Source organism: Bacillus sp. CGMCC 1.16607 (assembly GCF_042683745.1).
GTDB lineage: Bacteria > Bacillota > Bacilli > Bacillales > Cytobacillaceae > Pseudoneobacillus.
In genome coordinates this window covers 87,734-101,256 of sequence record NZ_JBHUJX010000003.1, presented here as the reverse complement: position 1 = coordinate 101,256, position 13,523 = coordinate 87,734, and the positions used below count along the sequence as shown (strand labels likewise).

12 protein-coding genes are annotated in these 13,523 nt (G+C 32.6%); 7 read left to right on the top strand and 5 right to left on the bottom strand.

What is annotated here, in order from left to right; translation table 11 throughout:
- Nucleotides 1-1,462: 1,462 nt before the first annotated feature.
- Complete coding sequence (locus ACFSO7_RS00695; RefSeq protein WP_377874440.1) at nucleotides 1,463-2,398, bottom strand: hypothetical protein; 936 nt, start codon at nucleotides 2,396-2,398, stop codon at nucleotides 1,463-1,465.
- 796 nt (nucleotides 2,399-3,194) lie between these two features.
- On the opposite strand from ACFSO7_RS00695, the gene ACFSO7_RS00690 reads away from it, so the two are divergent.
- Entirely contained in the window at nucleotides 3,195-3,833 is a 639-nt protein-coding gene (locus tag ACFSO7_RS00690) for a LysE family translocator (RefSeq protein WP_377874439.1), read from the top strand.
- 36 nt (nucleotides 3,834-3,869) lie between these two features.
- On the top strand, nucleotides 3,870-4,487 hold the full coding sequence (locus ACFSO7_RS00685; protein WP_377874437.1) for an HAD family hydrolase: 618 nt from the start codon (nucleotides 3,870-3,872) through the stop codon (nucleotides 4,485-4,487).
- A 36-nt stretch (nucleotides 4,488-4,523) separates the two neighbouring features.
- Here ACFSO7_RS00685 and ACFSO7_RS00680 read toward each other — a convergent pair whose 3' ends face one another.
- Nucleotides 4,524-5,441, bottom strand: a complete 918-nt coding sequence (locus tag ACFSO7_RS00680; RefSeq protein WP_377874435.1) for a class I SAM-dependent methyltransferase — start codon at nucleotides 5,439-5,441, stop codon at nucleotides 4,524-4,526.
- A 256-nt stretch (nucleotides 5,442-5,697) separates the two neighbouring features.
- On the opposite strand from ACFSO7_RS00680, the gene ACFSO7_RS00675 reads away from it, so the two are divergent.
- Complete coding sequence (locus ACFSO7_RS00675; RefSeq protein ID WP_377874433.1) at nucleotides 5,698-6,021, top strand: hypothetical protein; 324 nt, start codon at nucleotides 5,698-5,700, stop codon at nucleotides 6,019-6,021.
- A 60-nt stretch (nucleotides 6,022-6,081) separates the two neighbouring features.
- Here ACFSO7_RS00675 and ACFSO7_RS00670 read toward each other — a convergent pair whose 3' ends face one another.
- From ACFSO7_RS00670 to ACFSO7_RS00660, 3 genes are read right to left on the bottom strand one after another with little or no spacing between them, the layout of a single operon-like run.
- A complete protein-coding gene (locus ACFSO7_RS00670) occupies nucleotides 6,082-7,185 on the bottom strand; it encodes a TolB-like translocation protein (RefSeq protein WP_377874431.1) in 1,104 nt (367 codons plus the stop codon).
- A 33-nt stretch (nucleotides 7,186-7,218) separates the two neighbouring features.
- The gene (locus tag ACFSO7_RS00665) at nucleotides 7,219-8,715 is read right to left on the bottom strand and encodes a HAMP domain-containing sensor histidine kinase (protein WP_377874429.1); all 1,497 of its coding nucleotides are present in this window, start codon (nucleotides 8,713-8,715) and stop codon (nucleotides 7,219-7,221) included.
- Between the two features lie 3 nt (nucleotides 8,716-8,718).
- Complete coding sequence (locus tag ACFSO7_RS00660; protein WP_377874428.1) at nucleotides 8,719-9,387, bottom strand: response regulator transcription factor; 669 nt, start codon at nucleotides 9,385-9,387, stop codon at nucleotides 8,719-8,721.
- A 205-nt stretch (nucleotides 9,388-9,592) separates the two neighbouring features.
- Here ACFSO7_RS00660 and ACFSO7_RS00655 point away from each other — a divergent pair, with 205 nt between their 5' ends.
- The 4 genes from ACFSO7_RS00655 (at nucleotide 9,593) to ACFSO7_RS00640 (ending at nucleotide 13,386) form a co-directional block, all read left to right on the top strand.
- Nucleotides 9,593-9,868, top strand: a complete 276-nt coding sequence (locus ACFSO7_RS00655; RefSeq protein ID WP_377874426.1) for a hypothetical protein — start codon at nucleotides 9,593-9,595, stop codon at nucleotides 9,866-9,868.
- A gap of 577 nt (nucleotides 9,869-10,445) precedes the next feature.
- Nucleotides 10,446-12,083 (top strand): ribosomal protection-like ABC-F family protein, encoded by a 1,638-nt coding sequence (gene abc-f, locus ACFSO7_RS00650; protein ID WP_377874424.1) that lies wholly within the window; start codon nucleotides 10,446-10,448, stop codon nucleotides 12,081-12,083.
- Nucleotides 12,084-12,394: 311 nt separating this feature from the next.
- Complete coding sequence (locus ACFSO7_RS00645; RefSeq protein WP_377874422.1) at nucleotides 12,395-12,814, top strand: SRPBCC family protein; 420 nt, start codon at nucleotides 12,395-12,397, stop codon at nucleotides 12,812-12,814.
- Between the two features lie 71 nt (nucleotides 12,815-12,885).
- Complete coding sequence (locus ACFSO7_RS00640; RefSeq protein WP_377874420.1) at nucleotides 12,886-13,386, top strand: AAA family ATPase; 501 nt, start codon at nucleotides 12,886-12,888, stop codon at nucleotides 13,384-13,386.
- Nucleotides 13,387-13,523: the final 137 nt, after the last annotated feature.

Genomic DNA, 13,523 nt, shown 5'->3' with positions numbered 1-13,523 from the left:
GTTAGCAACTTCTATCCTGATCGTCTGACCCCTTCTGCTATTTTTGAGATAAAAGAAGAGGATATTCCAAAAACATAGGGAGTATATTCTCATATTCCATTCAAGAAAAAAGTTAGCTCTATGAAAATTTGTGTAGAATGGGAATTACCTATTAATGATGCAATTAAGCATTTTAAAGATATGTGGCCCATATACCAGAAATAGCTGAAAAATACTTGAATACTTATTCATTTTTAACTAGAGAGAACAAATAGATAATAATAGACTTTAAATATTAATTCTACATTCAGGTGCAAGCCTTGATTTTAATGGAACTGAAGTAATCTGGCGTGTATCTCATAACGCTTCTTTTTTAGGGCTAATGTTGAATAAGTAATATGAAAAAACAACAGAACTAATTATTGCGCAGTACAACGATACTATGAAATAAAAAACTAATATTCCGCAAACGGGCGCGATTGTGGAGTAACACAGGCAGAACATGATCAAACTTTTTTATAAAATCGAAACATAAACCTGATAGATAAGAATCCATTTTGATCAATCTTTTTTCAAAATGGATTCTTTTTGTTTACCATAGAATACGGATTAACACGATATTTTTAATCAAACTTTTTTTAAAAGCGACACAATTACAATAGATTCTCTACAAGAAGTCTACAGCTTCGATAAGGGTATTCTTATAAAAAGTTATATGAAATTAAGGGTTATTATCCCGTAATCTAAGTTCATTTCTATATGTAATAGTGAGGATGGTTCACATAAATATATTTGAAATAATGAGGCAGAGAATTTTTAGAAGGGGGATTAGTTATAACTGGAAATAATTTCGTTGATATTGCTTACTTTACTAACTTTAACCTACTCTTTCAAATTCACTACCTATGTTCATGAAATTGGTCATTATATAATTTTGAAATATAAATACAAGGAAACTGAGTGCGGTATTATGATTGGTGATATTAATGGAAAAAAACTTTATAGTTATTGTTGCTTTGGAATACCTATTCTTCGATAGACAAGGCCTAAAAAAAATCGAAAAACACGTGGAATTGCATATCCTTGGAACAATGTCTACTCTGATACCAATAGGTGGAGAGTACTTTCGTTTGCACTTTCTGGACCAGCGACTGAATTTATTATCGGTATTGTAATTATAGCTTTTGGTTTCACAATTGCTCCTTTATATTACTCAAGTACGATTTACTTTGTTATTACATTATTACTTATATTTGTAACGTTCATAATGTCAATTGTAATCCCCTATGTAAAAATGATTAATGGGAGAAAAGAGAAACCTACAGAAATAAAAGGACACATGCAGAGTATTACAAAAACAACTCTTGGGATAACGGATGCCCGTTTGTTATGAGAAAACGGCAATTGGTTATATTGGATCTATATAATTATTGTGGGCTTATCTATACTTATCATAGTTATTGTAAATATATGTATGCTAGTTTTACATTTTTTTTATTCTATCATTTTTATACTCTTTGATGATTTGCTGTTGATTAGAAATAAATGTGTCCAATAAAAATATTAAGGTTATAGAAATAAAAATACCTGAAGTCTCAATTTTAATTAAATATGCGATAACATAAATCATAAACATGAATAAGTAATTAAAGTTCTTTTGTATTTTTCTGCTATGTTCCAATGAAATATCAGGATATGCATTTTTATCTAATTTATTAAATAAACTTCCTAGCACATAATTAATTCCGTAATGATATATACATAAACAGAAAAAATAATAAAGTATTTCAATTCTAAGGTGAGATATTTGGGGTATTAATGTCCACAAATATATAATAAAACACATATATATAGACAAAATTATAAATTTAGAAACACCAATGGACGATCTCCATACATATTTAATTATTACATCTGGGAAACGTAATAGCTTAATAATTAAAAATTCTAAAAAGATTGCTAATCTCATTTTCTTCATTAGTCGAAGGAGAGGTATTAAATAGAATATTGAAAACGGTAATAATAAAGAAAACATCCATAATATTTGCTCAATAATAGTAAATTTATCTTCGAAAATAAAATTTGAAAATATATTAATTATCAAGAGAAACAACAGAAATAAGTAAAGAAACCCTGTAGAAATATGGATAAAAAATCCATTTCTTACTTTTAGGCATAAATTATATATACTATCTCTCTCATGAGAATCAAAATTATAAAAATTTATATTAATAAAATTTTTGAAATCGCGAAAATCTTCTAGCTTTAGCTTATCAAAGGGACTAAATACATCTCTTTCTATGCCCTTATTATTACCCATAATAAGCATTTGGTTTAATGGAGAAACTAATCTAAACAATGGAATGAAAGGTAAGGAACTAAAAATAAAACAGATGATTAAAGTAGGTATAGAAAACAATATAATTACCCCCTATATTTATACTATAATACAAAATATGGTTTATTGTAATGCTGAAATAGTGCCGACTTGTTATTCTAGAGACGCTATTGTTAGGGTTTCCTAATTTTTATCTTAAGCATATAGCAATTGATTGGGAATATCCATCTACTTCTATTTATATCTGAGTGAGGGGAGAATTATAATTTTTGAGACAATAACTAATCAAAATGGGGACTTAACATGCCCAGTATGAAGAAATAACTTCAAATGGGCAGTAAAAGTCGAAATATTACATGACACAGCAATTGAGAAGTCTCAGGGTACGAAATGTACTGTAGAGAAGTTAGATCCTCCAAAAAGTATTTATTATAATACTATAAACAATGATGAGATGGATTTATTTGTATGATTCTCTAAATGTTCAAGCACACATAAATTTAGTAATATGAAGTTGAAATAATTAAAACATGTATTTTTTGATTGAACTTTTTTATAAAAATTTACTTCATTTAAAAATCAAACTCGCACATTTTGATTAATCTTTTTTCAAAGTGTGTGAGTTTCCTCTATTGTAAAATTAATGTTTACAGCACACTTTTAATCAAACTTTATTCCAAACCAACATGGACTAGAATAGTTTATAGAAGTAAATCTAATGTAAGTGACAATATTAAAGCTTTGAATAGAAAAGGAGCCGTGTAAATGGCTCCTTTTCTAGTATATAAATGGTTTTATATTAGTGAACTGTTCAGTAAAGTGATTATTATTGTTATTAGGAAAGTTTATCGTGTTATAAAAAAGGGAGGGACTCATTTTGCATGGAATTGTTAATTATGAAGTATTTTTAATGGCTGCTATTCTTTTAAGTATAACTCCTGGAACGGATACAATGTATATTATTAGCAGAAGTATCTCTCAGGGAAGAAAAGCAGGCATATATTCCACACTAGGCATTACATGTGGGACAATCGTTCACACATTGTTAGCGGCATTTGGTTTATCAGTTATTTTAATGAGTTCAGCTTTAGTATTTAATGCAATCAAAATTATTGGAGCCTGTTATTTGGGGTATTTGGGAGTTAAGATGATAGTAGCAAAGGCTTCCTCCACTGAAAATAAGGCGTCCTTACCTAAACAAACGAATAAAAAGATATTTTTTCAAGGTTTGGTTACAAATGTAACGAATCCTAAAGTCGCGCTATTCTTTTTAGCGTTTATACCTCAGTTCATTGATACAGCTAATGGCGGTTCAGGTCCGATCCCGTTTTTAATATTAGGTTTAACCTCTTGTTTAACAGGAGCGATTTGGTGTCTGACTATTGCCATAGGTGCATCTTTTACAACGAAAAAATTTAGAGAAAATAAAACAGCCGAATCCATTCTCAACAAATTAACTGGCATTGTTTTTATAGGTATGGGTGTAAAGCTACTTAGCACAAAATCAAATGTTTAGAAAGATAGAATTGAAATAACTGGAGGTACCTATTTAATGGATAGTATAATCTTTGATTTAGACGGGACATTATGGGATTCAACAGATCCAATATTAAATGTTTGGAATAATGTGTTAAAGACGAAAAAGGAAATAAAAAAATTATTAACTGTTGAGGATTTACAAGGTTGTATGGGTCTTCAAATGAAAGAAATCGGACAGAAGCTTTTCCCTTATTTGGAAGAAGGCGCTCGAGGAAAGATCTTAGATGAATGCTGCCTAGTTGAAACTGAGTATCTTTGTGAACATGGTGGAACTCTTTATGAAAATCTGGAGGAAACTCTTAAGGTCCTATCGCAAAAATATAAGCTATTCATTGTTAGTAATTGTCAAATAGGATATATCGAGTCTTTTTATCACTTTCATCAATTAGAACATTATTTTTTAGATTTTGAAAATCCAGGTCGAACGGGGCTTTCTAAAGGAGAAAATATTAAGCTAATTATGGAGAGAAATAATTTAAAAAATCCAGTTTATGTTGGAGATACGGAAGGGGATATGAAAGCAGCTCAGTTCGCAGGCATTCCTTTTGTGTATGCAAGCTACGGTTTTGGGAAGGTAAGTCATTTTGATTATTCCATTAAGAAAATTGAGGAATTAGTAGAATTATTTTAAGTAAGAGGGGGACAGGTTTACCTATCCCCCTCTTACTTATTTTTTTACAGCGTGGATATAATGAATCGTTTCGAATGCAGATAAGTAGTCCGCCCGATCACGAAAGAATTGATTATTAATAGCATCAGGTGATAAATGTTCATAAATGAGTAAACCTGCGTTTTCTAACATTTTCTCCATTTCATCATAGGTAAAACATGATTTCATTGGCTCCCCACTAGTCGAAGCCATGTGAACGATATTTTGAACTCGATTAGATATTCCTCTCTCTTCAAAAAGTTTTTCATCTGCATAATCAAAGACGATAGAGCTTCCCGTTGGGATTTCAGCAAATAAGTTATTAATCAGGTTGGCAATTTCCTCTTTTGTTAAATAATAAGTAACGCCTAGAAGACTAAAGAAAGTTTTTTTGTTAGGCATAAAACCTTCTTCAACAAGCTTTTGAACAGTAGATTCTTTAGTAAAGTCCATTGAAACAAAATGAAGATGATCCGGGATATGATAATTAGCATTTGCTAAACGGTTCTTTTTAAAGTCTTGTGTAGTTGGATAATCAACTTCAAATATTTCTAGACGATCGTTTAATTCTGGGTGACGGAAACAAAAGGTATCTAATCCAGCACCTAGAATGACATATTGATTCGTGCCTAGCAATATTTCATGAAATAATACTTTTTCGCAATAAGCAGCACGTGCTAAAGGAGTTGGGGAAAGTTGAACCTGAGTGATCCATTTTAAAATTTCATCTGGTTGGTCTTGAAATTTATCAGCAATATCATGATTAAAAAATTGAATCCCTTTTATCATGTTCTCACGAATATCTGCAAATTCCTTTTGGGTAATTAAATCTTCTGCAATGAAATCATCAAAAATCTTGGGTGTGTCATATTTACTGTGGTATGCTCGACCAAAGGCTGATACTAAGGAAGTTACACTTGATTCATTCTTCTTCATACATCAATTCCCCCATAAAACAAAAATAAGATTCCCCTGGCCAGGAGAATCTTATTATACACACAGATATATTAATTGTAAATTATAGCATAAATGAAAAATTTTGTCAATTAATCAACTTGGTAAGTTTTCAAAAAATAATGAAACATACACCCAATATTTTCCGTATATCTTAATGAAGGGGTTATACCTGCATATCCACTTTCTGTTTGAAGGCATATTTAAATTCCGAAAACTATTATTTGGAGGAATGTATATGAGGGTACTAAGATTTGTTTTATTTACAGTAATTGTGATGTTGGTGGAATTTGGTTTATCATACTTACTTTCATATAAGGCCAAAATACCGCTTATCGATGCGATGTTTTATGCAGGGGTATTTTTTACAGTGATATTTATTTATTTCTCTAGCACAGGTGGATTTATCTCAAATGTAAGTCAGTCTAAAATTGCGAGAAGCTATGTAGGATTAAGAAGTAATTATAAATTTCAAAAAACATTTGGTTCACTTAGTGTCAACTATTTAAACGTAGGTTCTGTGTTATATTTATTGATTTGTTTTTTTGTGGGATTCCTTTAAAGGGACAGGGGGACAGGTACACTGTCCCACGGAATAGGGACAAAACCTGTCCCCTTGTCCCTATTGAAGTGTAAAGACTTCAACTGTATCAATCGATTCATTCCCAGGTTTGGAGGTGCTGATGTAAGCGATTTTGGAATCTGAGCTCCAAAATCCTGTTGTTGAAATAACTGCATACAAATCGGCATTCTCCATAATTCGCACGGTATTTTCAAGCTGATTATTGACTAGTTCAGCCATGTAAACATTTGTTTTATATTTATCGCCAACTTGAACAGGTGTATCAAAGAGAATTTTGCTGTGATCCGGTGAAAGTTTGTAAAATGGAACCCAAATTCCTTCTTCGTCTTCCCCACCTGCAACGATCTGTGTAACTTCATTTGACTGTAAATCTATGATGAAAATCCCTGATTTCCCCTTGTAAATATCATTAAAGATAATTTTAGTTGGACTAATAAAGTCATAGTGATCTAGTGAATTTATTTTATCTAATGTGGATACAGTTTTCATTTCCCCATTAGTATCCAAGTGGTAAAGACCATAGCCATTTTCTAATGAGCTAGCTGAGATATAAATACCATTTGTATCTCTTTTAATAGAAGTTAAATTAAAGTTATTAACCTCAAATTTCTTTGTTAAATCCCAAGTGGTAACCTCGGATGAATCGACATCGATAACGTTTACTGAAAGCTTTTTGTCGTTCTCCATGTGAATGACTTCTTTTCCAGCGGCATCGGCAAAATAATATAAATACGTCTCGGTACCATGCCCAATTATTTTTTCCGTTTTTGTCTCAAAATCTAGTATATAAATTTTATCATCGACTAATGAAAGCGCACGATTGCCATTTTCAGATATGGCGAAAAATGATTTATCTGCTAGTTTTGATTCATCGAGGGTTTCGGTATTTATTAAATACGATCCACCCTTTTGATTGAAATAAATTTTGTCGCCGTGAAACCCAGTATAATCAGCCTTTACTGGTAATTTGACTGTCTTTTCATGGGCTACGGCAAGTGAACTATCAGCTAAAGAACTTTCAAGCTGTACGTTCTCATTAATCGTTACTGTTTTTTGCATATCTGCCTTTCCTGTTAATGAACATCCTGTTGCAACGATACCTGCAAGTGTTAATACAGCCAATCCTTGGAATTTTCGTTTCATGTCATTTCCTCCTCATCATTTTGTACATGAACATCATAGGACAGATCTATTGCCAAAACGTGATGAAATGTTGCCATCTTGTTGCCGCCGCGGTAATGAAATTTCAATCATTGCTTGCTCATTTTCATAATGAAAGGAAATGGCACCGTCGTACTGTTCGATGATTTGCTTACAAATGAATAATCCTAAGCCATGGCCTTCGTTAGCAACCCGATGGATAAAAGGTTCAAAAATCTGTTCAATAAGATTAGAAGGAATTGGCTCACAATGGTTTGTAATGGTAATAGTTTCATTCACGTTTACACGGATGATCTGATTTACTTTTCCATGCTTAATCGCGTTGTCTATTAGATTGATGAACACTTGGCGCATATCATCATGGAGGGCATTAATGATAAAGACTTCACCGATCAGCTCAATTGCCATATCATATTTTTTCGCTTTCAGTTGCATATCCTCACAAATGGATTGGATAAAAGGGAATAGATCAAAGACTTCCTTATTTTTAATGACACCTGACATCTGCGCTTTTGAGAAGGAAAGTAATTGAGTCACCATATCGTTTAAACGTTCACTTTCTGAATAGATTTTAAACGCAGCTTTTTGTAAAAACATAGCATCATCAAAGTCTTTTTCACCGATAATCTGGGCGTATCCTGAAATGGTCGTAAGGGGAGTTTTCAGTTCATGAGTCACATTGTTGAAAAAGTCTGTCCGTTTTTGTCCCAGTAACAATACTTTTTCCTTTTCTTCATTAATTTCGTTGATACGCTGCCGAATTTCATTTTGCATATGTTGGAACTGATTGGCTAGTTCCCCAATCTCATCGGAATTCTTAAGGTTAATTATTTCGTTATAATCACCACTTGCTATACGCTTCGTTGCGGTTGTTAAATAGTGTAGCGGTTTAGTAATCTGATTCGTTAATAAAATAGAAATGATAAAAACACCGATAAATAAACAGATGGTGAGGAGTCTGAAGCTATTCAATAATTGTTTATTGTGCTCAAACGTGTCTGAATAGTCACCGGTAAACCTAATCACACCATAAAAAATATCTTGAATATAAACAGGGTAAGCAAAGTAAATAATTGTCCCTTTTGCCAAAGCTTTCGGCGTATAGGCAGCTTGGTTTTGAAAGGCCCGTTGCAGCTCATTACTACTATTTTCATTTACATCCCGTTCATATTTTTGGTTTTCAATTAACAAAGGTTGGTTAATGGGTACAGCTTCATATAAAAACTTGCCATCTGTTCTATAAATGGCCACACTTTGTGCATGCAAATTACTTAGAACTTGAGCAATCGTACTGCCATATTTAATAAATATGTCTTCTTCATTACTATGTAGTTGAGAGAACTGTTTAATATATTCTTTTGAAGTATGCTGCTGTTTTATTAGTTCATTTTGTAAGAAATTTTTTGTATTATTTTCAATTGTTTTTTCCAATAATTGATTAAAAATCAGCGTAGCAAACGTAAACAGTATTAAAAAACCTAATAGAAATTTCCTGCGGATCGACCATTTCATATTTTAATATCCCTTCATTCTATAGCCAGTACCAAAAACAGTTTCGATGATGGAAGGATCTAATTTTTTACGAATCCTTTGAACATGTACATCAACCGTTCGTAACCCGCCTTCGAAATCCATTGCCCAGACTGTATCTAAAATTTCTTCACGAGTGAAAACTCGGTTTTTATTTTGAGCAAATAAAAGTAACAGCTCATATTCTTTCGGCTTAAGAGAGATTGCTTCTTCATCTTTAATAACGGTATGGGAACGTGGATCGATTTTGACTGATTCATTAACGACTAAGTAGTTAAACAACGCTTCTTTCGGCTGACGGCGAAGCAATGCCTTTACCCGAGCAACCAGCTCACGGATATCAAATGGTTTTGTCATATAATCATCGGCACCGAGCTCTAGTCCAAGCACTTTATCAACTATATCATCGCGCGCAGTAAGCATAAGGATAGGTACATTACTTGTTGCCATTATTTTTTTGCACAGTTCAAAGCCTGTTGTATCAGGTAACATGAGATCTAATATAACTAAATCAATCTCTGTACCTTGGAATCTATTTAAAGCCGCTTTACCAGTTGTTGCAGAGTGCACGGAAAATCCTTCTTTTCGTAACGCATAGGCTAATATATCAATAATAGATTCTTCATCTTCTATGATTAAAATCGTTTTGTTCATTTTAAAGAGTCCTTTCCCAATGTTATAAAACATTTTACTAGAAAGTTATTGCTAAAATATTGCCGTCTTAAGTAAAGTGTCATAAAGATATTTAAAGAAATAAATTATAACTTATTATGATACTTTTTATGTATCAATTGGAAGGAAATAGCATGATCGGTGGAGAAAGCTTAGTGAGTGATCTTGAGTTTGAGGAGGGAATATGTTGAATCTGATTCTTGGTATTATTATTTGTTTATATTTTATTTATGAGATTGTTAAGGTTGTTTTTGGATTACTCACAATAGGAAGTATGAAGAAAATAAAATGCAAAGAATGTTTTAAGCAGATTGACTCGTCGTTAATTAAGTGCAATGTTTGTGGGACTTTTTTAGATAAAAAGTGGAAAAAACAATTAAAAGTTATGAGCTATTTGGAAAATCGACATCATGTAAGAATGAACAATTATATTAAAAGAAATAACTTCTTTAAAGGTTCTTAGAATATGTCAAAAAGTTAGTCGAAATGCCATAGGTTGAAACCTTAATGGAGAGTGAGAGTCGATACCTCTAAAACTCTGTTCTTTTCAATCGCTCATTTTGTAGGTATACTATAATTAATCATATTAGAAGGGATGATGGGTGGCCGATGTTAAACTAATCTTATTTCAAACATTTGAGAATATTTTTTCAAATTAACGAATAGGATTAGTCTGCCCATTTTCCATATCATTTTTTAAGCTATTCAATAAATAGCTTATTTTCGTTATGAAAAAGCAACTAATCCTTCCAAATTATTTGGGGGGATTTTTTATAGTTTGAAAACTATAAAAAACTCGGATGTGGATAATTCATTAAATTGTATGGTCCACGTCCAGCTCCAGCGCCTAGCCCCGACGTACAGGATGTACTAGTGTCGACAATGCGACAGGACGTCGCGTTTTTGTCGACCTCGAGGTCAAATGGCGCCCCAAAGATGAGGTTAAAGAGCAAACCTCCTCTTTGGGTCGGCATTTGCTTGTCGGGGCTAATCAAGGCGCTTGCGCTTTAGTTCCTCCCTTGAAAAGAAAGGGTGATACGATGAAAGAAATCATAAAATTAAATCATATCAGTTTAGAAATAATGGACCGTATTCTATTTAGAGATATTAGCGCAACAATAGGTCGTAGAGAAGTAATTGGCTTAATTGGCCGTAATGGTAGCGGCAAGTCAACATTACTACAAATTTTACTTGAACAGGTAAAACCAACTGAAGGGCAGATCGAATGGGGAAATGACAAAACAGATGTTTTTTTAGTAGACCAGGAGAAACAAACATACGCTTCTGATGAAGTTTCATCATTAGAAGCAACCCTGATGACGAAATGGCATATCCCGGATGTTCCATACGAAATGTTAAGCGGTGGAGAAAAGCTCAAAATTCGTCTTGCAAAAGGTTTCGGGTTATCACCGAACTTACTTTTATTAGATGAACCAACAAATCATCTTGATATGGAAAGTACACAGCTACTAATTAATCAAATAAAAGGTTATCCAGGTACCATTATTGTCGTTTCCCATGATAGATATTTTTTGGATAAGATTGCGACAAAAATTTGGTCCATTGAAAATGCGAAATTAATTGAGCAAAAAGGAAACTTTACACATTATATAAAGATTCGAGAACAACGGAGATTGACACAAGCTAGAGAGTACGAAAAACAACAAAGTAAAATTGAACTCGTCGAAAATCAAATAAGTGAACTAACATCATGGTCGCAAAAAGCGCATGCACAATCGACAAAGCAAGAAGGAGTAAAAGAATATTACCGCGTAAAAGCAAAACGAATGGATGCTCAAGTCAAATCGAAGCGTAAACGTCTCGAGAAGGAATTGGAGAAATCGAAGGTTGAACGTGTGGAAGAAGATCATCAAGTTCGTTTTTCTTTAGAAGCCAATACGAAGGTTGGCAAACGATTTTTAGAGGTGAAAAATTTAACAAAGAAGTTTGGGGAACGACTATTATTTGAACAGACAAATTTTACGATCCAACATGGTGAAAAAGTAGCACTTACTGGACCAAATGGCAGTGGTAAAACGACTTTTTTAAATATCATTATGGGAAAGGAGCAGGCTAGCGGGGACATTTGGATTTCTCCATCTGCGAATATTGGTTATTTGACACAGCAAGTATTTGACTTACCTCTAAAGGAAACGCCTGAACAATTATTTAAACGTGAAACATTTCAAGAACGGGGCAAGGTTCAAAATTTAATGAAGCATTTAGGATTTACTTCAAGTCAATGGTCTGAGCCCATTGAGCTGATGAGCATGGGCGAGCGCGTAAAGTGTAAGCTTATGCAATATATACTAGAAGATAAAGATGTCCTCATTTTAGACGAACCGACTAACCATTTAGATTTGCCTTCGAGAGAGCAATTGGAAAAAACATTAGAAGAATACAAAGGTACGTTGATTGTTGTTTCACACGATCAATATTTCTTAAGTAAAACAACTTCTATTCAATTGGTATTTGAAAATCAACGTATTCAAAAGAAATTAGACCAATCAAATGAAAAAGTGGATTTAGTTGCCGAACAGCGCTTAAAGCTTGAGACAGAGCGACAAGAAGTATTAGGGAAATTGAGTTTTTTAACATCAAAAAGCCCAGAGTATAGTGAACTCGATCGCAGATTTAATGAACTTACTCAAAAGATTAAAGAATTAGAGAGTCAATAATAAGTTAATTCTATTGAAATTAGTTAGAGCGTGTTTTGAACCATCTTTTTCAAAACATGCTCTTTCTTTTGGGTCAAGGTTATAATTAATATGACTCGTTCTACAACGAAACGGACTTAAAATCCGCAATTTTGATAAAATAATTGGAAAGAATTTTGAATTTTTAGTAAAATTGTATAAAAGAACTGGGCACATGAAAATAGATTTAGGGGAGGGTAGAAGAAAAATCAAAATTAAAAAGCTTATGTTACATAAATACATTGCCATCTTTTTAATATAAAAAACATCCACTATAAAGGAGTAGTATGATGATGAATAATATTACAAAATTAAAAATTTCTAAACCAACAAATGAAGTATTTGAAGCATTCGTTGATCCTGAAAAAATCGGAAACTTTTGGTTCTCATCCAGTTCTGAAAGATGGGAACAAGGAAAGACCATTACCTTGAGATATGATGAGTATGGTTTTCAAGGTGATATAGAAATAATGGAAATCGTAAAAAATAAGAAGATTGTGTTTCAAGGTTTAGGAGGCGCTGTCACAATTTTACTAGAAGAGTTAGATCATTCGAGTACAATTATTGAAATAAAACAAGAAGGCTTTAATGAAAATGATGAAGATATATTAAATCAAATGATCGATAATAAAGAAGGCTGGGTATATATGATGACCTGTCTAAAAGGTTATTTGGAATATGGTGTTCATTTGAGAGCGGCATTAGTTAAGTAGTTTTTGAAAAGAGGAATTTTCGAGGCTTCTACAGAAATGGGTATCATTCATTTTTAAAGCGGTGGTCTTTAGTGGAAAATAAAAAAATACATATTATCGGTTCAGTTGGCAGTGGAAAAACAACCTTAGCAAAAGTTCTTTCTTCTAAACTGAAAATTCCATTCTACGAGTTAGATAATGTGGTTTGGCAAAGGTCAAAAACTGGAGATATAAGAAGAAGTGAAGAAGAGCGGGATAACTGTTTGAATCAAATTATTTATTCCGAATCTTGGATTGTAGAAGGTGTTCACCATAAATGGTTAATCCCAAGTTTTCAAAAAGCTGATCTCATCATCTTTTTAGATACAGATTATTCTAAAAGAAAATATCGAATTGCGAGGAGATTTATTTTTCAAAAATTAGGGCTGGAAAAGGCAAACTATCGGCCTACTTTCGATATCTTTAAGAAGATGTTTAGTTGGAATGCTCATTTCGAAAATGTAAGTAAGCCAGAAATATTAAATATACTAAGTGCTTTTGAAAACAAAGTAGTCCTTATGAAGGATAATATTGAAGTGGATAAATATCTATAGGGGCAGCTAGTAAAGGCATCGGAATCTATCCGATGCCTTTTAATGAAAAAAGTGGGGGATTTATTTTTGCTAGGTTTATTTAGTTTTTTCAACAGAATTATTAGAAGATTCTTGACCTTAAACTAACTTTAAGGTTT